Below are 25301 nucleotides of genomic sequence, written 5' to 3'. Positions count from 1 at the left end.
GCACCGCCTCAACGGGCAGTGAAACCGCCGGCTCAGCCCTTGCTGGCCCAGGTATCGCGCAGGGTCACGCTGCGATTGAACACCGGTCGTTCGGGGGTGTGGTCGTAGCGGTCGGCGACGAAATAGCCGGTGCGTTCGAACTGGAACGACTGCTCGGGCGCGGCGCTCGCTGCGGCAGGCTCCACGTAGCCGGTCACCGTGCGACGCGATTCCGGGTTCATGTAGTCGCGGTAGGTCTTGCCTTCCGACTCGTCGTCCGGGTTCGGCACGGTGAACAGGCGGTCGTACAGGCGGATTTCCGCAGCGACGGCATGCTTCGCACTGACCCAGTGGATGGTGCCCTTGATCTTGCGCTCGGCACCGGCCATGCCGGGGCGGGATTCGGGGTCCAGCCAGCCGCGCAACTCGACGATCTCGCCTGCGTCGTTCTTGACCACTTCATCGCAGCGCACGATGCCGGCGCCGCGCAGGCGCACTTCGCCGCCGGTGGTCAGGCGCTTGAAGCCCTTCGGCGGCACCTCCTCGAAGTCCTCGCGCTCGATCCACAGCTCACGCGAGAACGGCACGCTGCGCTGACCGAAGGATTCGTCCTTCGGGTGGTTGGAGAACGTCAGCGTTTCCTCGTGGCCGTCCGGCAGGTTCGCCAGCACCAGCTTCACCGGATCGATCACGCCCATGCGACGCGGGGCGGCGGCATCCAGGTCCTCGCGCAGCGCGCCTTCCAGGATGGAGATGTCGAGCAGCGAGTTCTGCTTGCTGATGCCCACGCGGTCCACCATCAGGCGCAACGCGGACGGCGTGTAGCCGCGGCGGCGGATGCCCTGCAGGGTCGGCATGCGCGGGTCGTCCCAGCCGTCGACCAGGTTGTCTTCCACCATCGCGAGCAGCTTGCGCTTGCTCATCACCAGGTAGTTGAAGTTCAGGCGCGAGAACTCGATCTGGCGCGGCTTGCTGGCTTCCTTCGGCAGGCCCTTGGCCAGCAGCGGCGCGATCAGGTCCGGCGAGCCGGCCAGGTCCACCTTGTCCACGCACCAGTCGTACAGCGGCCGGTGGTCTTCGAATTCCAGCGTGCACAGCGAATGGGTGATGCCTTCCACCGCGTCGCTCAGCGAGTGCGCGTAGTCGTACATCGGGTAGATCGGCCAGTCATTGCCGGTGTTCTGGTGCTCGACGTGCTTGATGCGGTACAGCGCAGGGTCGCGCAGGTTGATGTTGCCGCTGGCCATGTCGATCTTCGCGCGCAGCGTGCGCGCGCCGTCCGGGAACTCGCCCGCGCGCATGCGCCGGAACAGGTCCAGGTTCTCTTCCACGCTGCGGTCGCGATACGGCGAGTTGCGGCCGGGTTCGGTCAGCGTGCCGCGGTATGCGCGCACTTCGTCCGCGCTCAGATCGCATACGAACGCGTCGCCCTGGCGGATCAGCTTCTCGCCGGCCAGGTACAGCACCTCGAAGTAATCCGAGGCGTGGCGCAGGTCGTGCCAGTCGAAGCCCAGCCAGCGCACGTCGTCCTGGATGGCGCGGACGTACTCGGGGTCTTCCTTGGCCGGATTGGTGTCGTCCAGGCGCAGGTTGCACACGCCATCGAACTCGCCGGCGATGCCGAAATCCAGACAGATCGCCTTGGCGTGGCCGATGTGCAGGTAGCCGTTGGGCTCGGGCGGGAAGCGGGTCTTCACCGAGGTGTGGCGACCGCTGGCCAGGTCCTCGCGCACGATCTGGCGGATGAAATCCCGTTTCTCGGGAGCGACATCATCCGGAAGGGCGGCAGGGCGGGCGTCGTCGTTGGACATCGGGGCGGACAGGCTCGGAAAAACGCAAGTTTAGCCGGTCCGGCGCTCGCACTGGTCTATCCTGAACAGCCCGACGCGCGTGGATCCCCGCATGAGCCTTCCCGTCCTGGTCATCGGCAACAAGAACTACTCGTCCTGGTCGCTGCGGCCGTGGCTGCTGCTGCGGCACTTCGGGGTGGGCTTCGAGGAGGTCCGGTTGCCCCTCGATACGCCGCAGTTCGCCGATGAGGTCCTGCGCCACTCCCCGACGGGCAAGGTACCTGCACTGCATGATGGCGACGTCCAGGTCTGGGATTCGCTGGCCATCTGCGAGTACGCCAACGAGCGCTGGCTGGACGGCCGGGGGTGGCCGAAGGACCTGGCCGCCCGCGCCATGGCGCGCGCTGCGGCGGCGGAGATGCACGCCGGCTTCGTCGCACTGCGCACGCAGCTGCCGATGAACAGCCGGCGGACTCCGGACGCCTACCGCTGGGATGCCGCCGCCCAGCGCGACATCGACCGCGTGCAGGGACTGTGGCGCCAGCTTCGTGATGCGCAAGGCAATGGCGGGGACTTCCTGTGCGGCGACTTCGGCATCGTCGATGCGATGTACGCGCCGGTGGCAGTCCGCTTCGATGGCTACGGCGTGCCGGTCGATGCCATCGCGCGCCGCTACATGGATGCGCTGTTCGCGCTGCCGGCGATGCGGGAATGGCGCGCAGCGGCGGCGGAGGAAACTGAATCGGTCGCGGCCACCGAGGCACTGCGCTCCCCGCTGTAGCGGACGCCCGGTGTAGGCTGGTCCCGGAGGACACATCCATGCGCGTGGTCTACCTGGCCGACAACCTGTTCGACGCCCATCTGGTCAAGCACGCGCTGGAGGAGGCGGAGATTCCCGCGTTCGTGTTCGGCGAATCGCTGTTGGGCGGGATGGGTGAACTGCCTCTTTTCGGCGTGCTGCGTGTCTGCGTTCCGGACCCGGCGTTTCCTGAAGCAGAGGACATCGTGAAAGCGCTTGGACTGGAATCGCGCGACGACGGCCCCATCTTGGAAGGCGACGATGAGGGCGTCGGCATCCTGCCCGCCTGATCCGTCCTTCCCCCACGATCAAGAGGTTCGCCATGCTGGGTATCGGAGCCTACAAGCAGCGCATGCCGCGCACGGAAGACATGCTGCCGGGACGCGAGACGCCGCTGCCGTTGCACAACGTGCATTTCGTCAACGGCCATCCGCTGCGCGACGCATTCGAGGGATTGCAGCAGGTGGAGTTCGGCCTGGGCTGCTTCTGGGGTGCCGAGCGCAAGTTCTGGAACCTGCCGGGCGTGTACAGCACGTCGGTGGGCTATGCCGGCGGCGGCACGCCGAACGCGACCTACGAGGAAGTCTGTTCCGGCCAGACCGGCCATAACGAAGTCGTGCGCGTGGTCTACGACCCCGCACAGGTGTCGTTCGAACAGCTGTTGCAGGTGTTCTGGGAGAGCCATGACCCCACCCAGGGCATGCGCCAGGGCAATGATGTGGGTACCCAGTACCGGTCGGGCATCCATTGCCACACGCCGGAGCAGCAGGCGGTCGCCGAAGCCAGCCTGCAGGCCTATCAGGGACAGCTGCGCGCGTCAGGCTACGGCGACATCACCACCGAGATCGTGTATCCGGCACCGCCGTTCTACTACGCCGAGGACTATCACCAGCAGTACCTGGCGAAGAATCCGAACGGCTATTGCGGCCTGGGCGGCACGGGCGTGAGTTGCCCGATCGGGCTGAACATGTGATCCCCTTCTAGCTTTGAGAGGGGCTCGGGTAGCCTGTCTCAAGCTGCGAGATCAATGTCTGACAGGGTTGAGACTCGCACACACAGGAGTGGTTGCATGTCTTCCTTGAGCAGTCTTCTGTCCGGTAACCCTTGGTTAGCCACGATCGCTGCGCTTGCTTCGGTCGCCCTGCTCTGGCATCGATTCAGGCAAGGGAATCTAAGGCTTTCCAAGCAGAAGACTCAGAGGCTCTACGATCTATCCCGGACAGGTAAGTGGCGGAAGGCCGGACCGATAGCACTGCAGGTGGCAGTAAGAGATGCATTTGGGGCGATCATCGATGATCGATGGATTTACATATCGATGGAGCGCAACAATCCTCTCAGGATGTTGGCGGATTGTAAGAACGCGGCAGGCATATTGGCCGTCGATTACAAGAACAAGGCGTTCGTGCCTCTGCCGACGTCCTGGCTGCGGAACTATCGGGCATGGTCGGTCTGTTTCTTCTTGGCTGCGCTGGCGCCTTGGGTGGGTCTGCAGTTGCTGGTGGAGCTGGCTGGCACGCCCTCACTGGTTGTAGCGCTGTCGTGGCTTGCGGTCGGTTTCTTCGTAACCCCATTTCTAATGTGGTTAAGCGCGTGTGCGGAATCTGCACACCGGCTTGTTCACGAATTAGATAAGAGGTATCCGTTGGTCGATGGGATGCTAGGTCTTCCGCAAGCAGATACGTCGTCAGAACATCGAAGACCCCTTCCTAAGGGGCTTACTGCTTCACGTGTGGCGAATGGCTGACTTCGACTGCTTGACGCATCTCAGATAGCGGAATCGAACAGGCATTGATCACACATCGCAAAGCCCTGTCGCTGCCCGTTTCGTGGCGACCGTGGCAGCTAAGAAGGCAGCCACGGTCCATTCACGGGTCTCGCAAATCTTAGTTTTATGCGTGCGCTCTAATCTTCTTGCTTCACATGCATAAGCACCATGCTGTCGGTGCCGAGCCTCAGGCCACCAGCTTCTCGCGGATGGTCGTGCGCAGCGCGGCCAGGTCCTTGGCGAATGCGTCGATGCCGCTAGCCAGCTTTTCCTTCGCCATCGGGTCGGCCTCGATGGCGGCTGCGAAGCTCGCGGCCGTCACCGGCGCGGCTGCCGTCGGCGTGGCGGTACCGGGCGACAGCCTGCGTGGCAGGTCGCCCGTTTCCTGGTCCAGCTTCTCCAGCAGGTCCGGCGAAATGGTCAGCCGGTCGCAACCGGCCAGCGCTTCGATCTGCGCGGTCGAGCGGAACGAAGCGCCCATCACCACCGTCGCCGATCCCCGCCGCTTGAACTCGGCATACACCCCGCGCACGAACACCACGCCCGGGTCCTCGTCGATGTTCGCCGGTGCCTGTCCGTTGGCCACGTACCAGTCCAGGATGCGGCCCACGAAGGGCGAGATCAGGAAGGCGCCGGCCTCGGCACATGCGATGGCCTGGGTCGGATTGAAGATCAGGGTGAGGTTGCAGTCGATGCCTTCGGCCTGCAGCACGCGTGCAGCTTCCACGCCTTCCCAGGTGGAGGCGACCTTGATCAGGATGCGGTCGCGGCCGATGCCCTGGTCGGCGTACATCTGCACGAACTTGCGGGCCTTGGCCACGGTAGCCGCAGTGTCGTAGGCCTGGTCGGCATCCACCTCGGTGGAAACGCGGCCGGGGATCAGGCCGGCCAGCTTCGCGCCAACGCCGACGGTCAGGCGGTCCACGACCTCATCCACCAGCGCCTCGCCGCCGCCCTGCGTGCGCGCCCAGGCGAGCTGCTCTTCGATCAGGTCGGCGTACACCGGCAGGTCCAGCGCCTTCTTCACCAGGGTCGGGTTGGTCGTGCAGTCCACGGGCTTGAGGCGCTTGATGGCGTCGTAGTCGCCGGTATCCGCGACGACCACGGAGAGGTCGCGCAGTTGCTGCAGCTTGGAGGGGGCGGTGTCGGTCATGGGCGTCGATGGAGTGGGGGAAATCGGGCCACAAGTATGCCTTGTCCCGCAGGGACGGGCCGGCTGCGGGAGCGTACTTTTCGTGGATTGATGCGATAGCCGGCGTTGCAGGCTCAGCGATGGTGGTCGCCGTTGGCTTCGGGCTGGTAGCTGATCGCGGTTACGCGCAACCTGAGCGGCCGGTTGCCCGGCGCATGCCAGTCGATGGTCTGCCCGATCGACATTCCCAGCAGGGCGCTGCCTACGGGGGCAAGCACGGAAACCCGTCCGGTCTCGACGTTTGCTTCGTGCGGGTACACCAGCGTCAGGCGGTGGTGCTCGCCGGTGAGTTCGTCTTCGCACTCCACGCGCGAGTGCATCGTCACCACGTTGTCCGGCATCCGGTCCGGTGCGCGCACGTCGGCGCGGTTCAGTTCGTCCATCAGGGCGAGCGCGGCCGGGTGCCGCCGCAGCACGGGGGTGTCCAGCAAGGCCTCCAGGCGGGACATGTCGCGGCTGGAGACGACGAGCGGGGGCAGCGAAGGCGGCAGGCCGCTGGTGCGGGTGTTGTTCATCACGGTTCTCTCTGGATTTTGGGGTCGCGCAAAAGGAAACGGGCGACGCGTTGCCGCGCCGCCCATCGGAGTCCTGTTTTGCGCGCCTACCGTAGCCCGGAAGCGACGAGGGTTCAAGCCAACTACGGCGAGCGGGATGGTGTGTTGCGGCCGCTCGCGGCCTGCGGGCTGACGAAGGACGCGTCCAGTTCGAAAAGACCGGGCGGCAGGTCGCGGAACACACCGGCCAGTTCCATCAGGAAATCGTTCATGGCCGAGCTCCTGCGCCACACCATGGCGATCTGACGGCTGGGATGCGAATCGCTGAAGCCCAGCAGGTGGATGTTTTCGTAACGTGCTACCGGCGGCTTTACCGCCAGGGTCGGCAGCAGGGTGATGCCGACGTCGGCGGCGACCATCTGCCGCAGCGTCTCCAGGCTGGTGGCGCGGAATTCCGATTTCTCGTTGGCGCCCGAGAGGCGGCATACGTCCAGCGCCTGCTCGCGCAGGCAGTGTCCGTCCTCAAGCAGCAGCAGCTGATGCTGCGAGAGTTCGGCCAGCGTCAACGACTCGCGTTTCGCCAGCGGGTGCGATTCCGGCACCGCAAGCAGGAAGGGCTCTTCGAACAGGAACTCGGTGTGCAACTGGTCGTCCGCCACCGGCAACGCCAGCAGGCCGGCGTCGAGCTTGCCTTCGCGCAGGCGCGACAGCAGCACGTCGCTTTTTTCCTCGACCAGCAGCAGTTCCAGATGCGGAAACCGCGCACGCAGCCGCGGCACCACGTGCGGCAGCAGGTAGGGCCCCAGGGTGGGGAACAACCCCAGCCGCACGGTGCCGGCTTCGGGATCCTGGCTGCGGCGCGCGGCTTCCTTCATCTGCTCGACTTCGGCGACGATGCGGCGTGCGCGATCGGCGGCATCGCGACCGGCGGGCGTCAGCATCACCTTGCGGGGCGCGCGCTCCACCAGCGGCACGCCCAGCTCGTCTTCCAGCTTCTTGATCTGCGTGGAGAGCGTGGGCTGGCTGACGTAGCAGGCCGCAGCCGCGCGACCGAAATGCTTGTGGTCGGCCAGCGACACCAGGTACTTCAGATCGCGCAGGTTCATGGGCTCCCTCCGAGCCGGTGGGTGCCACTCTATCGGGAAAACGGCACCCGACGCAGGTGGCTTACGCCGCGACGGCGTCGACGGGTTCGACCGGCGCAGACGAGCGGATCAGGTGATCGAACGCGCTCAGGGCGGCCTTGGATCCTTCGCCCATGGCGATGACGATCTGCTTGTACGGCACGGTGGTCGCGTCGCCTGCGGCGAACACGCCCGGCAGGCTGGTCTGGCCGCGGTCGTCGACGATGATTTCGCCGCGCGGACTCAGGTCCACCGCGCCCTTCAGCCATTCCGTGTTCGGCAGCAGGCCGATCTGCACGAAGATGCCCTCCAGTTCGACGCGGTGCGTGTCGCCGCCGGTACGGTCCTTGTAGACCAACCCGGTGACCTTGCTGCCGTCGCCCAGTACCTCGGTGGTCTGCGCGCTGGTCACCACGCGCACGTTCGGCAGGCTGCGCAGCTTGCGCTGCAGCACGTCGTCGGCGCGCAGCTGGCCGTCGAACTCGATCAGGGTGACATGCGCCACGATGCCGGCAAGGTCGATCGCCGCCTCGACGCCAGAATTGCCGCCGCCGATCACCGCCACGCGCTTGCCCTTGAACAGCGGGCCGTCGCAGTGCGGGCAGTAGGCCACGCCCTTGTTGCGGTACTCGTTCTCGCCGGGCACGTTCATCTGCCGCCAGCGGGCGCCGGTGGACAGGATCACCGTCTTGGACTTCAGCGACGCCCCGTTGGCGAGCTGCACTTCCACCAGGCCGTCCGGGCCGGCGGGGACGAGCTTTTCCGCGCGCTGCAGGTTCATCACGTCGACCTGGTAGTCGCGCACGTGCTGTTCCAGCGCGGCGGCGAGCTTCGGGCCTTCCGTGTACGGCACGGAGATGAAGTTCTCGATGGCCATCGTGTCCAGCACCTGGCCGCCGAAACGTTCGGCCGCTACACCGGTGCGGATGCCCTTGCGTGCGGCGTAGATGGCCGCGGCGGCGCCGGCGGGACCGCCGCCGACCACCAGCACGTCGTACGGCGCCTTGGCCTTGATCTTCTCGGCCTCGCGCTTGCCGGCATTGGTGTCGAGCTTGGCGACGACCTCTTCCACGCCCATGCGCCCGGCGCCGAAGACTTCGCCGTTGAGGAAGATGGTCGGTACCGACATCACCTGGCGCTCTTCGACTTCCTGCTGGAACAGTGCACCGTCGATGGCGACGTGCTGGATCTTCGGGTTCAGCACCGCCATCAGGTTCAGCGCCTGCACGACATCCGGGCAGTTCTGGCACGACAGCGAGAAGTAGGTTTCGAAGCGGTATTCACCGTCCAGCGTGCGGATCTGTTCGACCACGTCCTGCGCCAGCTTCGACGGATGGCCACCGACCTGCAGCAGCGCCAGCACCAGCGAGGTGAACTCGTGGCCCATCGGCAGGCCGGCGAAGCTCAGGTGGATGTCATGGCCCGGCGAGGTCAGCGAGAACGATGGCGTGCGTTCGCCGCCCCGTTGTTCGGTGACGGTGATCTTGTCCGACACCTCCTGCAGATCGCCCAGCAGCGCCTTCAGTTCGGCCGAACCGTCGCCGTCATCCAGGTGGGCGGTGATGTGGATCGGGCGTACGGCCTTTTCCATGTAGGCCTTGAGCTGCGTCTTCAGATTGGCGTCCAGCATGGCGAACGTCTCCGTGGAGGAATTTGGGAAGCGGGAGGTCAGGCGTTTGCAGAAGCGGCATGCGCCGGGAGAGAGTCCGGCAGGGAGGGAACCGGGAGCGGCACATGCCGCTGCTGCAAACGTCCGAAGAGGCCGACCTCCGGGCGCGCGGCCCGGAGGTGGTGTGATGCGGTGGAACAGGCGCAGCCGCGTGGCGGATGCGCCGATGACGCGTGCTTGGAGCCTCAGATCTTGCCGACCAGGTCCAGCGACGGGGCGATCGTCTGCGCGCCTTCCTTCCACTTGGCCGGGCAGACCTGGCCGGGGTTGGCGGCGGTGAACTGCGCGGCCTTCAGCTTGCGCAGGGTTTCCGACACGTCGCGGGCGATCTCGTTGCTGTGGATCTCGGCGGTCTTGATGACGCCTTCCGGGTTGATGACGAAGGTGCCGCGCAGGGCCAGGCCTTCTTCTTCGATGTGCACGCCGAAGGCGCGGGTCAGCTGGTGGGTCGGGTCGCCGACCAGCGGGAACTGGGCCTTGCCCACCGCCGGGGAGGTTTCGTGCCACACCTTGTGCGAGAAATGCGTGTCGGTGGTGACGATGTAGACCTCGGCGCCGGCCTTCTGGAACTCGGCGTAATTGGTCGCGGCGTCTTCCACTTCGGTCGGGCAATTGAAGGTGAAGGCGGCCGGCATGAAGATCAGGACCGACCACTTGCCCTTCAGGGTGCCGTCGGTGACTTCGACGAACTCGCCGTTGTGGAACGCGGTGGTCTTGAACGGCTGGACCGGGGTGTTGATCAGGGACATCGGAGATCCTCGTGAGTGGAGTGGGTGTGGTGAAGCGATGGCGCCATGGTAGGCAGGGACTATTGATTCCTCAAATCGATTAATAAGATTGAATGGATAGTTTCTAACTATCAAAGAGCATCATCGTGCAGCGCGAGACCCGCGTTTGCACAGCCTCTGTATCCGAAATGGCTCTCAACATCATGTTTTTCAAGAGCTTGCAGGAAAGGCGGTTGGCTGGCGGCAACGACGTGGCCCCCTGTCCCGCGTCGCCGGACGCGGGCCGCAGCGCCTTCGACCTTGGGTGAAACACTCGAAAGCGGGGGACTGACGTCCATACGCCATTGAGCACCATGATGGTGCGCCGCGGTGACGGGGCTGCGTCAGGCCCGTGCCGCCCCGGTACCATGCGCAGCCATGCCCGCCGAACCACCCCTTTCACGACTCGACCAGGCCCTGCGCGTCGCTGCGGGACGCCTGCCCGGCCCGGATGCGCGCCACGAGGCCGAGCACCTGCTGCTGCACGTGCTCGGCCGCGACCGCGCCTGGCTGTTCGCGCATGGCGACGACGCGTTGCCCGCCGAGTCGGCAGCGGCCTTCGAAGACTTGCTGGCGCGTCGCATGGTCGGCGAGCCGCTTGCCTATCTCCTTGGCCAGCGTGGTTTCTGGACGCTGGATCTGCAGGTGTCGCCAGCGACGCTGATTCCGCGACCGGAAACCGAGCGGCTGGTCGAACTGGCGCTGGCGCGCCTGCCCCCGGATCACGCGCTGCGCGTCGCGGACCTCGGCACCGGCAGCGGGGCCATTGCGCTTGCGATCGCCAGCGAGCGGCCGCTCGCGCAGGTGGTGGCGACGGACATCAGCGCGGAGGCGCTTGATGTCGCGGGAGCGAACGCGCAGGCCAACGGCATCGCCAACGTCGCCTTCCGCCACGGCAGCTGGCTGGCGCCGCTGGCCGGCGAGCGATTCGATCTGATCGCCAGCAATCCGCCTTACATCGCCGAAGACGATCCCCACCTCGCGCAGGGTGATCTGCGCTTCGAGCCGCCGTCGGCACTGTCGTCCGGCAGGGACGGACTGGATGCGGTACGCGCGATCGTCCTGGCGGCGCCGGATCATCTGGTGCCGGGCGGATGGTTGTTGCTCGAGCACGGCTGGGATCAGGGTGCGCCGGTACGCGCGCTGCTGATGGCGCGCGGATTCATCGACGTGGCAACCGAAACCGACCTGGAGCACCGCGATCGGATCACCCTCGGACGCGTAACGGAAGCGCAGGACGCGAGCCGCTAGACTATCGGCTTTCGCCCAGGAAACGCCGCCCATGCGCACGCTGTACCCCGAGATCGAGCCCTTCGACACCGGCACGCTGAAGGTCGACGACCGCCACACGCTGTACTACGAACAGTGCGGCAACCCGGACGGCAAACCGGTCGTCCTGCTGCATGGCGGGCCGGGCGCAGGCTGCAGCCCGAAGATGCGCCGCTTCCACGATCCGGCCAAGTACCGCATCGTGCTGTTCGACCAGCGTGGCTCCGGCCGTTCCACGCCGCATGCGGACCTGGTGGACAACACCACCTGGGACCTGGTGGCCGACATCGAAAAGCTGCGCGAGACACTGGGTATCGACCGCTGGCAGGTGTTCGGCGGCAGCTGGGGCTCCACGCTGGCGCTGGCCTATGCGGAGACGCACCCGCAGCGCGTCACCGCACTGGTGCTGCGCGGCATCTTCATGCTGCGCCGCTGGGAACTGGAATGGTTCTACCAGGAGGGCGCCAGCCGCCTGTTCCCGGATGCGTGGGAGCACTACCTCGCCGCCATCCCGCTTGTCGAACGGCATGACCTGATCTCCGCTTTCCACCGTCGCCTGACCTCGGACAACGTGGATATCCGATTGGCGGCGGCGCGTGCGTGGAGCGTGTGGGAAGGCGCCACCAGCTTCCTGCACGTGGACGAGGATTTCGTCAGCGGGCACGAAGACGCCGAATTCGCGCTGGCGTTCGCGCGCATCGAAAACCACTACTTCGTCAACGGTGGTTTCTTCGAGGTCGAAGACCAGTTGCTGCGTGATGCGTCGCGCATCGCCGACATCCCCGGCGTGATCGTGCACGGCCGCTACGACGTGGTCTGTCCGGTCGCCAACGCCTGGGAACTGCACAAGGCCTGGCCGAAAGCGAAGCTCGAGATCACACCGGCATCCGGTCATTCGGCTTTCGAGGCGGAAAACGTCGACGCGCTGGTGCGCGCAACGGACGAGTTCGCCTGAGGTCGGCACGTCGACCTCGTTGCCGCAGCTTGAGGGGAAGGAAATGGACGATCAGCGCAAGCAGGCTTCCGGGTTCGACCAGCGCGTGCTGGATCTCTACGACGACTACGCGCACGGCCGCATAGACCGGCGCGGTTTCCTCTCCGGTGCCGCGCAGTTCGCCGTGGCCGGCACCACCGCTGCGGGACTGCTCGCGGCGTTGATGCCGCAGTACGCGTTGGCGGCGCAGGTGGCAACGGATGACCCACGCATCACCACGGTCTATCGCACGTTCCCTGCGCCCGCGGGTCACGGTGAGGGGCGTGGCTTGCTGGCCATGCCACGGACTGCGGGTCGCCACCCGGTGGTGTTGGTGGTGCACGAGAACCGCGGCTTGAATCCCTACATCGAAGACGTCGCACGCCGCCTGGCGGTGGCCGGCTTCATCGCCTTCGCCCCCGACGCGCTGTATCCGCTTGGCGGTTATCCCGGCAATGACGACACCGGACGCGAGATGCAGGCCACGCTGGACCGCGCCAGGGTAATGGCGGATATGGAAGCCGCAGCGCACTTCGCGCATGGGCTCCCGCGCACCAACGGCAGACTGGGCGTGGTCGGGTTCTGCTTCGGTGGCCTGGTCACCAACCTGTTGGCGGCGCGGCTGCCCGAGCTGGTTGACGCGGGCGTGCCGTACTACGGAGGCCAGCCCACAGCGGAAGAGGCGGCGCGCATCAAGGCGCCCCTGCTGCTGCAGTTCGCCGAGCTGGACACGCGTGTCAACGCGGGGTGGCCCGCCTACGAACAGGCGCTCAAGGCAGCCGGTGTGTCCTATGAGGCGCATGTCTACCCGGGCGTCAACCACGGATTCCACAACGACACCACGCCCCGTTACGACCCGGCGGCCGCTGACCTCTCCTGGCAACGCACGCTCGCGTTCTTCCGCCTGCAGCTCGCCTGATCGACGTACGGCTCCCTGCGCCACCCGTGAGGTGCCGGGCGTGTCCGGTGCGCGTACAGCGGTGCGATCCAGTCGTGTGGGTGCCGCGCCTTCCTTGAAGCGTGGCGGCGTAGGCCACGTGATTTGGGGCGTATCGAGCAATGACGGCACACGCGGCAATGCAGGCGGGCGAGGCGAGGATCGGGCTGGAGGATGTCGACATCCCTCGGCTCGGGATGGCGGCCATGCGGTTCATCAAGGCGATCGAACAGGGCCAGCACGACGTCTTGTGGGATGCTGCCTCCGCATCGATCCGTCGTGCGATGGGACGTGAGGCGTTCGTCGCGCTGATGGCGCAGCGGCACGGTGCGCTGGGTCGGGGGCGAAGCCGTCGCTGGGCGGCCGTGCGCGTCGACCAGCCGAGTCAGCGGCCGCGATGGCAGCCGGGCACGTATGCCGTGCTGGAGTTTTCGGTGATGTTCGGCGAAACCGGCGCGCCGCATCGCGAAACGGTGACGCTGCGGCGCGAGGACGAAGGCGTCTGGCGCCTGGCGGGCTACGCGGTCAAGGCCGACTGAGGCGCGTCAGCCGCGCGGCGTGCCGTCCAGGGTGTGGTCGATCATCCAAAGTCCCGCCCAGAGCTTGGCATCCAGTTCGTACCCCTCCCGCATCTTCTGCACCAGCCACGCAGCGGCGCGCGTGCGCGGGACGGCGTGCACGGTGATGTCCTCGTCACCATCACCGCCGCCTTCGCCGATCCTGCGCAGCCCGGTCGCCTGGACGAAGGCGATCTTCTCGCTGCTGCTGCCGGAGGATGTCGGACCGATCATCAACACCTCGGCCTGCTCCGCCGTCCAGCCGGTTTCTTCCTCCAGTTCCCGGATGGCGGACACCTCGATCGACTCGCCGGCATGGATGTCGCCGACCAGGCCCGCGGGCATCTCGATGGTCCGTGCCTGCAACGGCACGCGGAACTGCTCCACGAACAGCACGTCGTCGTCCGGCGTCACCGCGATGATGATGGCCGCCAGCCCACCGGCATGCGCGCGTTCCACGTATTCCCACGTGCCGCGCACCATCATCCGCTGGTACTTGCCTTGCCACACGACGTGGGCGGGCTGTTGGCGCTTGGCGTCATCACGATCATTCATGGGGCGATGCTATCGGGTGCGCGTGACGATTTACAGCGGCCGATCGCGCGGCTATTCCAGCCCCGCTGCCGCCCGCAGCCGCCGCCGCGTCATCGGGCCGAAGCGCAACGCATCCGAGAGGCCCGCCAGCATGTCGCCATCGGCGTGGCCTCGTGCGTGACCGGACTCCACCTCGCCGAGCGGCGCGTCCAGGGCGATCGTCGTGAGCTGGCGCCACAACAGGGCATGTTCGCGCTGTTCGCGCAGGCGCACGGCGAGCGTCGCGGCGCCGCGCAGGCGCAGGAACGCGACTTCATCCATGCGCGCGAGCAGGGTGTCCAGATCGCCGAAGTGCGCCAGCAGCACGGCGGCGGACTTCGCCCCGATCCCGGTGACACCGGGAATGTTGTCGACGGCATCGCCCGTCAGCGCGAGGTAGTCGGCGATCTGCCGCGCTTCCACGCCGTGCCGGGCCTTCACGCCATGCATGCCCCAGCGCTGGCCGCGGGCGAAATCCCATTGCTCGTCGTGTTCCTGCAGGAGTTGCGACAGATCCTTGTCCGCGGACACGATGATGCCGCGGAACCCTTGCGGCCTTGCGGCATGCAATGCGCTGCCGATCAGGTCGTCCGCCTCGTATTCGCCGTGCGCGAGCACGCTCAGTCCGAGTGCAGCGCAGAGCGCCTTGCAGTGCGTGAACTGGCGCCGGAGTTCCTCCGGTGCGGGGTCGCGATTGGCCTTGTAGGCCGGATAAAGGCGATTGCGGAAGCAACTGTCCAGCGCCTCGTCGAAGGCGATCGCGATGTGCGCGGGGCGTTCCTTCTCGAGCAGCTCCAGCAGGAAGCGCGCGAAGCCGTGCACCGCGTTGGTGGGCCAGCCATCGGCATCCTGGAATTCGTCCGGCATCGAGTGCCAGGCGCGGAACACGTACAGGCTGGCGTCGACCAGATGGAGCGGGCGCATGACGGCCTGCTCAGGCATGGGGCGTCCAGTCGCTCAGCAGAGCCGCAGGATCCGGACGTTCGCGTTCGGGTGCGTCCAGCAGCGGTGTGCCGATGTGAATGAAGCCGGCGATCTTCTCGTTCGCAGCCAGGCCGAGCGTTTCCGCCACGGCATCGTCGTACGCCATCCAACCGGTCAGCCATTGCGCGCCGAAGCCGAGTGCCTGCGCGGATTGCAGCAGGGCGAAACAGACGCTGCCGGCCGTGAGCAGCTGCTCCTGTTCCGGCACCTTGTGGCCCGAGGTGAGGCGCGCGACCACGGTGATGATGACCGGCGCATGCGAGAAGCGCGCACGGTCCTTGGCGATCACGGCATCCGCCGCAGCGGGATCGAGATGCAAGGTGCGTGCCGCCAGATACTCGCCCAGCGCATGCCTGGCGTCGCCCTGGATGCGGATGAAGCGGAACGGCACCAGCTTGCCGTGATCCGGTACGCGGACAGCGGAAGCGAGCATCCGCAGCAGCGTGGCGTCGTCAGGGCCGGGTTCGCCGAGTTGTTTGGAGGGCACGGAACGGCGTGCGTCGAGGGCGTGCAGGGGATCGGTAAGCGACATGCGTCAAGTTTACCGTGCCACATCTTGTTGCATGGCACTAAAATGCCGAGCCCATCACGGTTGCCGGTCCGCCGGATTTCCTACGATGTCATGGCGGATCCCCGGTCCGCATCCCCCGAACTCCTTTCGCCTGCCAAGGCGGGGAACCTTGCGCATGTCGAACGTCCTCAATATCGCCGATCGGCCCGGTCGGGACACGCGCCTGCTGGATCAGGCGCGTGACGCCGCGATCCCGCCGCTGGTGGACGCCTTCGCGGTGGCGCTGGGTCGTTTCGACGATGCGCTGTTCGACCGCGCCGAGCGGGCCGGTCCCTCGCAGATGGCCTTCCTCGACGCGATGCGCGAACTGCGCCGCCGCCGCGAAGACATCATCGTGCGCTTCCGCGCCCATCTGCAACGGGCCTGGAGCGCGCTGCAGGAAGGGCAGCCGCTGTCCATGGAGCGGGCGTTCGCGCAGGGGTCGGAAGACGGACTGACCCTGATAACGGACCAGGAGCTGGAGTCCCGGCTGGCGGTGCGCAACCTGGCCAGCGTCATCCAGCGCGACTGCAAGCCTGTCCTCGCCCGGCTGGACCGCCGCCTGGGCTGGATCGCCGGCGATGTCGTGCTGGACGTGGAGCTCAACCCCATCGGCCCCGAGCACATCGGCGTGGCCGTCCACCAGGCGTTCTCGGCGTGCGACCTCGCACCCGAGGTCCGGCTGGTGGTGATCAAGCTGTGCGAACGGGACCTGGTGCCCGCGATCGCGCGCATCTATGCGTCGCTGGACCAGCGCCTCATGCAGGTCGGCGTGATGCCGGAACTGCCATCGCGCCGCGCGCCGAAGCCCGAGGCCGGCGCGCCGCCGGACATGGAAAACGAGGCTGACGGTGGCGAAGAGCCCGGCGCACCCGCGTGGGCGGCGCGTTTCCTCAATCGGATGGCGGGCGTGAGCCGTGGCCTCGAAGCCACGCGCGCCGCCCCGATGATGGGCGGCTTCGGCGACGTGCCTCCGGGCTACGGCGCCGCGCCCGGTGCGCAAGGCGTCCTGCTTGAAGCCCTGCACCACCTGTTGCAGGAGTCGCGCCGTGGTCGCGATGCGGGCGATGCGGCGGAAGCGCGCGCGGCCGACCAGCGCCAGCGTGACCTGTCGCAGCGTGAAATGCTGTCGGTGCTGTCCCTGTTGCAGGCCACGCCCAGCGCCACGCTGCGTGCGGCGATCGGCGACAACGGGGAATCGCTGGCGCAGCGGTTGAAGAACGAAGTACTCAGCAGCGCCATGCAACTGGGCGTGGACCCGTCCACCGCGCGCCTGGCGCCCGTCGACGAGGATGCGATCGACCTGGTCGGCATGCTGTTCGACGTGATGCTGGACGAGCGCGACCTGGAAGGCCGTCCGCGCGAACTGATCGGCCGCCTCGTGGTGCCGTTCGTCAAGGTCGCGCTGCTGGACCGGCGCATGTTCGTGCAGAAGACGCACCCGGCGCGCCGCCTGCTCAACGTGCTGGCGGAGGCCTGCGAGGGCAACAACGGCGAGAGCGCCGCCGAGCGCACCTTGCTGACCAAGGTGGAAGAGGTGGTCGACCGCCTGGTCGCCGAGTTCAACGAGAACCTCGCGATCTTCCTGACGCTGGAAGAAGAATTCCGTGCGTTCCTGGAGCAGCATCGCCGCCGCATCGAAATCGCCGAACGCCGCGCCGCCGAGATCCAGCGCGGACAGGAACGCCTTGAAGCCGCGCGTGCGCGCATGAACGCCGAACTGGACGAACGCCTCGCGGATCGCCGGGTGCCGCAGGCCATCGAGGATTTCCTGCGCCAGCCGTGGGCGCACCACGTCACCATGACGGTACTGCGCGAAGGCGAGGACGGCGACGGCCTGCGCGAGTCGCTCACCCTGGCGGACGGCGTGCTGGAAGAGCTCACCGAAGCGCAGCGCCATGTCGTCGGCAAGCCCTGGTTGCAGGCGTGGCGACCGGCGCTGCTGAAGGTCTTCGCCAGCGTCGGCATGAACCAGGATGCCGCCGGCGGCGCGGTGGATGCCCTGCACGACACGCTGCAGGCGGTGGCCGCCGCGCGGCCGGACCTGGAAAAAGCGCTGCCGGAACTGCCGCAGGTGGTGCTGCCGAAACCGGTCATCGACGAGGAAGCCACGCCGATCCAGCTGGTCGCCGGTGCGGATACGCTCGAGTTCGACCACAGCGATGCCGACCACTTCCGCAATCTTGCGATCGGCACCTGGCTCGATTTCATCGACAAGGACAACAAGGTGCAGGCGGGCAAGCTGTCGTGGGTCAGCCCGATCTCCTCACGTCTGCTGTTCGTCAATCGCCGCGGCGTACGCTTCTGCGTCGCTTCGCCGGAAGAACTGGCCGCGATGGTGCGCCTGGGCCGCCTGCGTACGCACCAGAGCGAGGACGCCTTCGACAGTGCCATGCAGGGCGTGATCGAGCGCCTCGAACCCGCACCGTCACCCGCCGCGGCGGTCTGAGCACACGCCGGGACCGTCGGTCCTCCGCTTCCGCGCGGGGATGCCGCGCTCTGTTAGCATCGCGACACGGATGACCTAACGACGAGGGGCGCATGGCGGTCGAAGTTCGGGTACTGAAGGAAACCGCGACCGGTGAGCGCCGGGTGGCCGCGACGCCGGAAACGGTCCGCAAAATGCTGGCCGCGGGCGCACGGGTGACCGTGGAGCGCGGCGCGGGCCAGGCGGCCGGTTTCGTCGATCAGGCGTATGCCGATGCGGGGGCGGAGCTCGTCGATGGCGAAGGCCGGGAGGGGGCCGACCTGCTGCTATGCGTGCAGCCGCCGGCGCCCGACGCCATCCGCCATTTCAAGACGGGCGCCACGCTGGTGGGCGTGCTGCAACCCTCGGCCGATCCCGCGCGCGACGAAGCCCTTCGCGCACGCGGCATCCAGGCGTTCCCGCTCGAGCGGCTGCCGCGCACCACGCGTGCGCAGGCGATGGATGTGCTGAGTTCGCAGGCGGGCATGGCCGGTTACAAGGCCGTGCTGATCGCCGCGCAGCTGGCGCCGCGCTTCTTCCCCATGCTGACCACGGCCGCCGGCACCATCCGGCCATCGAAGGTGTTGATCGTGGGCGCCGGCGTGGCGGGCCTGCAGGGCGTTGCCACGGCCAAGCGCCTGGGCGCGCAGGTGGAGGGCTTCGACGTGCGTCCGGAGACGCGCGAGCAGATCGAATCGCTGGGCGGGAAGTTCCTGGACCTGGGTGTCAGCGCGGCAGGCGATGGCGGGTATGCGCGCCAGCTGACGGACGAAGAGCGCGCGCTGCAGCAGCAGCGGCTGGCGGATCACCTGAAGGGCATCGACGTGGTGGTATGCACCGCGGCGGTGCCGGGGCGGCCCGCACCGAAGATCATCAGTGCGGCGATGGTGGCGGGCATGAAGCCTGGCAGCGTCATCGTCGACCTGGCCGCTGAAACCGGCGGCAACTGCGAACTCACCCGGCCGGGCGAGACCTATGAGCACCAGGGCGTGACCGTGGCCGGACCCCTCAATCTCGCCAGCCTGGGCGCGGTCCACGCCAGCGAGATGTATGCCCGCAACGTGCTCAATTTCGTGTCGCTGTTCGTCAGGGAAGGCGCGCTGCAGTTCGATTGGGACGACGAACTGTTGGCGAAGACGGTGTGGCCGGAGCGGCCGCCGGCGACGCCCGCCGTCCCCTGACGGCGGATCTCAGCGGTCTGGTCGCCGGTCGCGGTCACGCGGCGGCGGCGCGTTGTCGCGCATCCAGACCTCGCGTTGTTCGGGCGTCATCTTCTTCCATTGCTCGCGCAGATCGGCGCGCTGTTCGGGGGTGAGCGTCTTCATGCGGCCGTAGAGCGCGCGTGCCTGTCGGCGCTGGTCGGGGCTCATGCCTTCGAAGCGCTTCATGCCGTGCCGTGCCTGCGCACGTTGCTCGGGCGTCAGCGCCTGCCAGCGCTGTGCACGCTCCATCATGCGGCCGCGCTCGTCCGGCTCGCGGTTCCAGCGGTCGCGCACGGGTGCGATGAGCGCCTCGCGCTGCTCGGGCGTGAGCTTTTCCCACGCAGGCAGCGGCGCGGGTGCGGACTGCGCCCATGCATGGCCGCTGGCGAGCAGCAGGCCGAGGAAGAAAAGACGGGGGGTACGGACCATCATGGGGTCGACTCCATGGCGAGGGGTTGGGCATCGGCGGAGGCCAGCCACAGATACAGGTCGGGATCTTCATCGAGCGCGCTCGGCACGCCGAGCTCATCGGCGGTGGCGTCGTTCTCCGCCGGAGCAACCGCAGATATGGCGGTAGCCGCCGTGGGTGCGGAGGCATCCGGCGTACGCGGCAGCCATTGCAGTCCCAGCCCCACCGCGAGCACGGCGGAGAACGCTGTCGCCGTGAGCCAGCGCCACGTACGCGGGCTGCCGGACGCCGGGGCGTTGCGCCGGCTCTCGTGGCGGGCGTTGCGCAGTTGCATCAGCGTCTGTGGCGACACCTGTGCTAGGGCGGCCCGGTGCAAACGACGGGCTTCCTGGTCGAAGCCGTGGTCATTATCGTGGGTGGGGTTCATCGGAATTCCTCCAGTTGCCGTTGCAGGGCATCGCGCGCACGGGACAGGTGCGTCTTCACCGAGCCCTCCGAGCAGCCCATCGCGCGCGCCGTGTCGGCCACGTCCAGTTCTTCCAGCACGCGCAGGGTGAACGCTTCGCGCTGCCGGGCAGGCAATGCGCGCAAGGCATGCACGAGGCGCGCGTAGGCTTCGCGCTGGTCGTGCGCCTGCGAGGGGCCGGCGCCGTGGTCGGGCGCCCAGTCCACCGGGCCTTCTTCGCCGCGGTCGCCGGTCGGCAGCAGCCAGCGCAGCCGGAAACCGGCGCGGCGCTGCAGGTCGACGATGCGCCGGCGCAGGATGCTCCAGAACAAGGGCGTCCATTCCGCAGCAGGGCGGTCGGCGTACACCAGCATCTTCATCATGGCGTCCTGCACGGCGTCCAGTGCGTCCTCGCGATGGCGCAGGCCGGCTTCGGCAAAGCGGAACGCGCGCGGCCCGATGTCAGCCAGGAACAGATCGAGCGTCGCCGCCAGCGGGCTGGACGGCGACGTTTCCGGCGACGGACTGGGGGCAGTGCTCACCAACATAGCTTAGCGGCCAGTGGCGTGAATCAGCCGCGACGATCCAGGCGGCGGTCGATGCGGTCGCCGCGACGGTCCCAATGCGCTTCGGCGCGCTCGCCCTTGCGGTCCAGGCGGAGGTCGATACGGTCGCCACGGCGCTCCAGGTGCTTCGCGGCGCGGGGATGGCCATGGGTGTCGGCCCACTGCGCGCTGCGGTCGAAGCGCCGTTCGATGCGGTCGCCACGCGCATCCATGCGGTGCTCCGCGCGGTCGCCCTTGCGATCCAGCCGGTGGTCGATGCGGTCTCCTGCATCGCGCGCGGAGGCGACGCCGGTGGTGCCCAGCAGCAGTACGGTCAGTGCCAGCAGTGACATGCGTTTCATGGTCGGGTCCTCGGGGGTGGGTGGTGCAGGCATGGGAACGCGCTGCGCGGGGTGCGGTTGACAGGCCGGACAGTGGCACCCGCCGGGTTCAGGTGCGGTTATGATGCGGACACACCCTGCGCGCCGCGCAACGGTGTCGACAACGTGGACAGGATGGGGGAGCGGATGAGCGACGGGTTCGTGGCGCTGTACATCTTCATGCTGGCGGCCATCGCCGGGCACGTGATCATTTCGCGGGTGCCGGTGATCCTGCACACGCCGCTGATGTCCGGCTCCAACTTCATCCACGGCATCGTGCTGATCGGTGCGATGGTGGTGCTGGGCCACGCCGATACCACGCTGGAGAAGGCCATCGGTTTCATCGCCGTGCTGCTCGGCGCCGGCAATGCCGCCGGCGGCTACGTGGTCACCGAGCGCATGCTGGACATGTTCAAGAGCAGCAAGAAGCCGGGAGACGCCAAATGAGCGCGCTCACCCTGGTGAAGCTGAGCTATTTCGTCGCTGCCACGCTGTTCCTGCTGGGCCTCCAGCGCATGGCCAGCCCGAAGACCGCACGCAGCGGCATCCAGTGGGCCGGCATGGGCATGCTGATCGCGACGGTTGCCACGTTCTTCCTGCCTGGCCTTCACAACATCGGCCTGATGATCGCCGCCATCGTCATCGGCGTTGGGTTGAACTGGGTGTGGGGCAAGAAGGTGGCGATCACCGACATGCCGCAGATGGTTGCGTTGTTCAACGGCATGGGCGGCGGTTCGGCCGCAGCGATCGGCGCGGTGGAACTGGTGCGCTATTCGTCCGGCGAACCGGCACCGTCCACGTTCACGCTCTCGCTCGCCGTCATCGGCGCGCTGATCGGCGCTGTCTCGCTGACCGGCTCGGTCATCGCCTGGGCCAAGCTCGACGGGCGCATGGACAAGCGCTACACGTTCCCCGGCCAGCAATGGTTCAACGCATTGGTCGCACTGGCTGCCGTGGTCTGCGGCGTGATGGCACTGACCACGCTGGCGATGCCGTGGATCGTCGCGTTCTTCGCGCTGTCGCTGGCCCTGGGCGTGCTGATGACGCTGCCGATCGGCGGCGCCGACATGCCGGTGGTGATTTCGCTGTACAACGCCTTCACCGGCCTGGCGGTGGCATTCGAAGGTTACGTGCTGGGCAACGAGGCGCTGATCATCGCCGGCACCATGGTCGGCGCGGCCGGCATGCTGCTGACGCGACTGATGGCCAAGGCGATGAACCGGAAGATCAGCAACGTGCTGTTCTCCAACTTCGGCGGCGGCAGTGCGGCGATGCAGGAAATCGGCGGCTCCATGAAGCCCATCGAGGCTGCGGACGTGGCCGCGATGATGGCTTATGCCGAACGCGTGGTGATCGTGCCGGGCTACGGCCTGGCGGTGGCGCAGGCGCAGCACAAGATATGGGAGCTCAGCCAGAAGCTGATGGATCGCGGGGTGAAGGTGAAGTTCGCCATCCACCCCGTCGCCGGCCGCATGCCCGGGCACATGAACGTGCTGCTGGCCGAAGCCGGCGTGCCCTACGACCTGATCGCCGACATGGACGACATCAATCCCGAGTTCGCCAATACCGACGTCTCGCTGGTGATCGGTGCCAATGACGTGGTCAACCCGGTCGCGAAGACCGACCCGGCATCACCGATCTACGGCATGCCGATCCTCGACGTGGTGAACTCGAAGAACACCATCGTCATCAAGCGCGGCAAGGGCACCGGCTTCGCCGGCATCGAGAACGCGCTGTTCTACGCCGACAACACCCGCATGCTGTACGGCGACGGTTCCGAGATGGCCAATGCGCTGGTCAGCGAACTGAAGGCGCTCGACGGCGGCCACTGACCGCACCGGTTCTCATGCGGGGCGAAGAAAAAGCCGGGCATTGCCCGGCTTTTTCATGGAGCGGAGTGCTTCGTATCAGAACCGGACCTTGGCGGTGATGCCGTACGCACGCGGCTGGCCGGCCACGAAGGTCGGCGTACCGAACTGGCGCCCCGTGTTGCCTGCGTCGATCAGGTAGTCCTTGCCGGTCAGGTTGCTGCCCCACACACCCAGGTCCCAGCGGCCATCGGCCAGCGTCACACCCATGCGCAGGTTGAGCAGGCCGTAGGCGTCCTGTTCCAGGCCGGGGGTGTTCTCGTCTTCGAAGTAGACCTTCGACTTCCAGCTGTACGACGGGCGCAGGTAGAAGCTGGCGCTGCCCATCGGCACGCGCCAGTCCATGCCGATCGCGGCGGCGTGGTCCGGTGTCAGGCGGAAGCGGTGGCCGGCGTAGCGCTGTGCGTTGCCGTCGTCGTCGCGATCGTCGAAGCGCGCATGCGTCCACGCATAGTTGGCGAACAGCACCAGGCCGTCGACCACTTCGCCGGTGATCGAGGCTTCCACGCCCTTGGCCGTGGCGTTGCCACCGTTGGTGGGGATCAGGAACGGCGTGCCGCCGCTGGGGTTTGGGATCTGCGTCTGGAAGTCGCTGTAGTCGTACCAGTAGGCGGACACGTCATAGGCCAGGCGACCGCCGGCCGTACCGCCCTTGAGGCCGATCTCGTAGCTGTTGACGATCTCGGCCGGCAGGACCTGGCTGCCCTGCGGCGTGATGTCGATGACGTTGGGCCGGCGACCACGCGACACCGTGGCGAAACCGCTCAGCGTCGGCGAGAACACGTAGCGGGCGGCGACGCGGCCGACCACCGAATCGAAGTTCTCGCTGCGTTCCAGCTTGCCTGCGGTGGCGCTGTTGAGGATGTTGTTGCCCATCAGCGGGGCAGGTGCGCCCGCACCCAGGCCGTTGAACAGCGTCGGTGCGTTGCCGGCGAAGCCCTGGTAGCCCGCGGTCTGCTTTTCCCACGTAGCGCGCAGGCCGGCGCTCAGTTCAAGCGAGGACGTGGCGCGCCAGGTGCCATCCAGAAACACGTCCCATGACGTGGTGCTGCCGTAGTTGGCGAACGCCTCACGGTGATCCGGGTTCAGCAGGGTGTGCAGTCCGCCGGGCAGGGTGTAGGCGGTCAGCGGATTGCCGTCGGGACCGAACAGCGGGATCGCCGGGAACGGAATGCCGCCGAGCAGCGCGCCGATCTGCTGCCGGAACGACGGATCCTGCGACAGCAGCGCCAGCAAGCTGCGCTCGTCGGTGGCGAACGGCACGTACTGCGAGCCGTCCTCGACGAAGTAGCTGGCGCCGAAGAAGCCGGCAAAGGTGTCGTTGTCGAAGTTGAAGCGGACTTCCTGGCTGAACTGGTCGCCCTCGGCAATTTCGGCGAACTCCATCGCCTTCAGGCGCGAGCCGTCGGCGTCGAATTCCTCGTGCGAATCGAAGCTGCGCCAGCCACCGATGGTATCCAGCGTCCAGTTGCCGCCCAGCCAGAACGAGCCCAGCGCGGTCAGGCTGCGCACGGTGCGGTCCAGGCCAAGCTCATCGCCGCGGTTGAGTTCGGCATCCGCGTATGGACTGGTGCTGCCCTGGCGGTTCGGAATGGTGCCGCTGATGAAGGCCGTGCCTGGCGGCGTGTCCTTCTGGTAGTTGGCGATCAGGTCGATCCGGCTGGCTTCGCCGAGCAGCGCACCCAGGCTGGCGCGCAATGCGGTGGTGTCCTTGCCGTTGAGTGTGCCGCCGGCCGCGTTCTCGATGCTGCCGTCGCGTTCTTCATGGAAGACGGCCACGCGCGCCGCGAGTGCTTCCGGTGCGATCTGCGCGTTGAAGTAGCCACTGGCCAGCCGCTGGCTGTCGCTGCCGGCGCCCAGTTCGAACGCACCGCTGGTGTCGTCCTTGGCCTTGTTCTGGATGTAGTGCATCGCACCGACCTGCGCGGCGCGGCCGAACAGCGTGCCCTGCGGTCCGCGCAATACTTCGACGCGTTCCATGTCGAACAGCGCCGCCGACGCGCCGCGCGAACGGCTGATCGACACGCCGTCCTGGAACACCGAGATGCGCGGCTGCACGTTGGCTTCGCCGCTGTCGGAGGTGATGCCGCGGATCACGTAGCCGGGGTTGTTCGGGCTCTGTTCCTGCACCTGCAGGCCGGGCACGAAACCCGCCAGATCCCCCAGCGTGGTCATGCCCTGGCGGTCGAGGAAATCGCCGGAGTACGCGGTGATCGCGATCGGCACTTCCGACACCTGCTGCTCGCGCTTCTGCGCGGTGACGACGACGGTGTCCAACTGCGTGGGACTGCCGACATCGGCGTCCGGCGACTGCTGTGCGAGCGCCTGGGTGGCGGAGAGCGCGAGCGCCACGCCCAGCGCGGAAGCGAGGGCGTGACGGACGGGGCGATGCGCGGGGCGGGGAGTCGGCGTCATGGTGGACCGTGGCGTGAGGGAAGGGGCGGCACGCCGCGCCTTGCGTGCGCAGCGGTATGGCGACACAGGCTGACCCGTTCATGTTGCTGCGCCATGACGGTGCCGTTGCCACATCACCGCAATGTGCGGCGGCGATCCTCCGCGGCTT

The 25301-nt window shown here is 67.2% G+C and carries 26 protein-coding genes; 12 read left to right on the top strand and 14 right to left on the bottom strand.

The features are described from left to right. Window positions 1–32: 32 nt before the first annotated feature. Window positions 33–1790 carry a glutamine--tRNA ligase/YqeY domain fusion protein gene (locus tag WBN46_RS09925; protein ID WP_337731355.1) on the bottom strand — a complete coding sequence of 586 codons (1758 nt, stop codon included), beginning with the start codon at window positions 1788–1790 and terminating at the stop codon, window positions 33–35. A 91-nt stretch (window positions 1791–1881) separates the two neighbouring features. Between WBN46_RS09925 and WBN46_RS09920 the strand changes: the two genes are divergently transcribed. From WBN46_RS09920 to WBN46_RS09905, 4 genes are all read left to right on the top strand, one after another. Then, a complete protein-coding gene (locus WBN46_RS09920; RefSeq protein ID WP_337731354.1) occupies window positions 1882–2550 on the top strand; it encodes a glutathione S-transferase family protein in 669 nt (222 codons plus the stop codon). 38 nt (window positions 2551–2588) lie between these two features. Beyond that, window positions 2589–2858, top strand: coding sequence for a DUF2007 domain-containing protein (locus WBN46_RS09915; protein WP_337731353.1), 270 nt, complete (start codon window positions 2589–2591; stop codon window positions 2856–2858). A gap of 32 nt (window positions 2859–2890) precedes the next feature. Beyond that, window positions 2891–3541, top strand: a complete 651-nt coding sequence (gene msrA / locus WBN46_RS09910) for a peptide-methionine (S)-S-oxide reductase MsrA (RefSeq protein ID WP_337731352.1) — start codon at window positions 2891–2893, stop codon at window positions 3539–3541. A 96-nt stretch (window positions 3542–3637) separates the two neighbouring features. Next, entirely contained in the window at window positions 3638–4312 is a 675-nt protein-coding gene (locus WBN46_RS09905; RefSeq protein WP_337731351.1) for a hypothetical protein, read from the top strand. Window positions 4313–4520: 208 nt separating this feature from the next. Here WBN46_RS09905 and WBN46_RS09900 read toward each other — a convergent pair whose 3' ends face one another. From WBN46_RS09900 to ahpC, 5 genes are all read right to left on the bottom strand, one after another. Continuing rightward, window positions 4521–5486 (bottom strand): transaldolase, encoded by a 966-nt coding sequence (locus WBN46_RS09900; protein ID WP_337731350.1) that lies wholly within the window; start codon window positions 5484–5486, stop codon window positions 4521–4523. A 113-nt stretch (window positions 5487–5599) separates the two neighbouring features. After that, window positions 5600–6040, bottom strand: coding sequence for a nucleoside diphosphate kinase regulator (rnk, locus tag WBN46_RS09895; RefSeq protein ID WP_192201909.1), 441 nt, complete (start codon window positions 6038–6040; stop codon window positions 5600–5602). Between the two features lie 122 nt (window positions 6041–6162). After that, complete coding sequence (oxyR, locus tag WBN46_RS09890) at window positions 6163–7125, bottom strand: DNA-binding transcriptional regulator OxyR (protein ID WP_337731349.1); 963 nt, start codon at window positions 7123–7125, stop codon at window positions 6163–6165. Window positions 7126–7186: 61 nt separating this feature from the next. Beyond that, the gene (ahpF, locus tag WBN46_RS09885) at window positions 7187–8773 is read right to left on the bottom strand and encodes an alkyl hydroperoxide reductase subunit F (protein ID WP_337731348.1); all 1587 of its coding nucleotides are present in this window, start codon (window positions 8771–8773) and stop codon (window positions 7187–7189) included. 224 nt (window positions 8774–8997) lie between these two features. Continuing rightward, window positions 8998–9561: an alkyl hydroperoxide reductase subunit C gene (gene ahpC / locus WBN46_RS09880; RefSeq protein WP_337731347.1), complete on the bottom strand. Its 564-nt coding sequence runs from the start codon at window positions 9559–9561 to the stop codon at window positions 8998–9000. Between the two features lie 396 nt (window positions 9562–9957). Between ahpC and prmC the strand changes: the two genes are divergently transcribed. From prmC to WBN46_RS09860, 4 genes are all read left to right on the top strand, one after another. Then, on the top strand, window positions 9958–10830 hold the full coding sequence (gene prmC, locus WBN46_RS09875) for a peptide chain release factor N(5)-glutamine methyltransferase (RefSeq protein WP_337731346.1): 873 nt from the start codon (window positions 9958–9960) through the stop codon (window positions 10828–10830). A 31-nt stretch (window positions 10831–10861) separates the two neighbouring features. Continuing rightward, window positions 10862–11803: a prolyl aminopeptidase gene (pip, locus tag WBN46_RS09870; RefSeq protein ID WP_337731345.1), complete on the top strand. Its 942-nt coding sequence runs from the start codon at window positions 10862–10864 to the stop codon at window positions 11801–11803. Between the two features lie 43 nt (window positions 11804–11846). Continuing rightward, entirely contained in the window at window positions 11847–12740 is an 894-nt protein-coding gene (locus WBN46_RS09865; protein ID WP_337731344.1) for a dienelactone hydrolase family protein, read from the top strand. A gap of 158 nt (window positions 12741–12898) precedes the next feature. Then, complete coding sequence (locus tag WBN46_RS09860; protein ID WP_337731343.1) at window positions 12899–13297, top strand: DUF4019 domain-containing protein; 399 nt, start codon at window positions 12899–12901, stop codon at window positions 13295–13297. 6 nt (window positions 13298–13303) lie between these two features. Here WBN46_RS09860 and WBN46_RS09855 read toward each other — a convergent pair whose 3' ends face one another. The 3 genes from WBN46_RS09855 to WBN46_RS09845 are packed head-to-tail and all read right to left on the bottom strand — an operon-like array spanning window position 13304 to window position 15404. After that, complete coding sequence (locus WBN46_RS09855; RefSeq protein ID WP_337731342.1) at window positions 13304–13870, bottom strand: NUDIX hydrolase; 567 nt, start codon at window positions 13868–13870, stop codon at window positions 13304–13306. A 51-nt stretch (window positions 13871–13921) separates the two neighbouring features. Then, window positions 13922–14812: a 5'-3' exonuclease H3TH domain-containing protein gene (locus WBN46_RS09850; RefSeq protein ID WP_337731341.1), complete on the bottom strand. Its 891-nt coding sequence runs from the start codon at window positions 14810–14812 to the stop codon at window positions 13922–13924. Between the two features lie 10 nt (window positions 14813–14822). Further along, window positions 14823–15404, bottom strand: a complete 582-nt coding sequence (locus WBN46_RS09845) for a nitroreductase (protein WP_337731340.1) — start codon at window positions 15402–15404, stop codon at window positions 14823–14825. Between the two features lie 154 nt (window positions 15405–15558). Between WBN46_RS09845 and WBN46_RS09840 the strand changes: the two genes are divergently transcribed. After that, window positions 15559–17871, top strand: coding sequence for a DUF1631 domain-containing protein (locus tag WBN46_RS09840; RefSeq protein WP_337731339.1), 2313 nt, complete (start codon window positions 15559–15561; stop codon window positions 17869–17871). Between the two features lie 92 nt (window positions 17872–17963). After that, entirely contained in the window at window positions 17964–19070 is a 1107-nt protein-coding gene (locus tag WBN46_RS09835; RefSeq protein WP_337731338.1) for an NAD(P) transhydrogenase subunit alpha, read from the top strand. Between the two features lie 9 nt (window positions 19071–19079). On the opposite strand, the gene WBN46_RS09830 is transcribed toward WBN46_RS09835, so the two are convergent. Genes WBN46_RS09830 through WBN46_RS09815 form a run of 4 tightly spaced genes read right to left on the bottom strand, consistent with a single transcriptional unit; the run spans window position 19080 to window position 20852 of the window. Continuing rightward, a complete protein-coding gene (locus WBN46_RS09830; protein WP_337731337.1) occupies window positions 19080–19523 on the bottom strand; it encodes a DUF3106 domain-containing protein in 444 nt (147 codons plus the stop codon). Continuing rightward, the gene (locus WBN46_RS09825; protein WP_337731336.1) at window positions 19520–19927 is read right to left on the bottom strand and encodes a hypothetical protein; all 408 of its coding nucleotides are present in this window, start codon (window positions 19925–19927) and stop codon (window positions 19520–19522) included. The genes WBN46_RS09830 and WBN46_RS09825 overlap by 4 nt, the downstream gene beginning before the upstream one ends. Next, window positions 19924–20493 (bottom strand): RNA polymerase sigma factor, encoded by a 570-nt coding sequence (locus WBN46_RS09820; protein WP_192201868.1) that lies wholly within the window; start codon window positions 20491–20493, stop codon window positions 19924–19926. Before WBN46_RS09820 ends, WBN46_RS09825 begins: the two co-directional genes overlap by 4 nt. Before the next feature lie 23 nt (window positions 20494–20516). Further along, window positions 20517–20852 (bottom strand): hypothetical protein, encoded by a 336-nt coding sequence (locus WBN46_RS09815; RefSeq protein ID WP_337731335.1) that lies wholly within the window; start codon window positions 20850–20852, stop codon window positions 20517–20519. A 165-nt stretch (window positions 20853–21017) separates the two neighbouring features. Between WBN46_RS09815 and WBN46_RS09810 the strand changes: the two genes are divergently transcribed. Both WBN46_RS09810 and WBN46_RS09805 read left to right on the top strand, forming a co-directional pair. After that, a complete protein-coding gene (locus WBN46_RS09810; protein ID WP_142125856.1) occupies window positions 21018–21317 on the top strand; it encodes an NAD(P) transhydrogenase subunit alpha in 300 nt (99 codons plus the stop codon). Then, a complete protein-coding gene (locus WBN46_RS09805; RefSeq protein ID WP_337731334.1) occupies window positions 21314–22702 on the top strand; it encodes an NAD(P)(+) transhydrogenase (Re/Si-specific) subunit beta in 1389 nt (462 codons plus the stop codon). Before WBN46_RS09810 ends, WBN46_RS09805 begins: the two co-directional genes overlap by 4 nt. Before the next feature lie 75 nt (window positions 22703–22777). Here the strand turns inward: WBN46_RS09805 and WBN46_RS09800 are convergent, their stop codons facing one another. Continuing rightward, window positions 22778–25153: a TonB-dependent receptor gene (locus WBN46_RS09800; protein WP_337731333.1), complete on the bottom strand. Its 2376-nt coding sequence runs from the start codon at window positions 25151–25153 to the stop codon at window positions 22778–22780. Window positions 25154–25301: the final 148 nt, after the last annotated feature.

It is taken from the genome of Pseudoxanthomonas sp. CCNWLW251 (assembly GCF_037402255.1).
Lineage (GTDB): Bacteria > Pseudomonadota > Gammaproteobacteria > Xanthomonadales > Xanthomonadaceae > Pseudoxanthomonas_A.
This window is presented reverse-complemented; position numbering and strand designations above follow the sequence as displayed.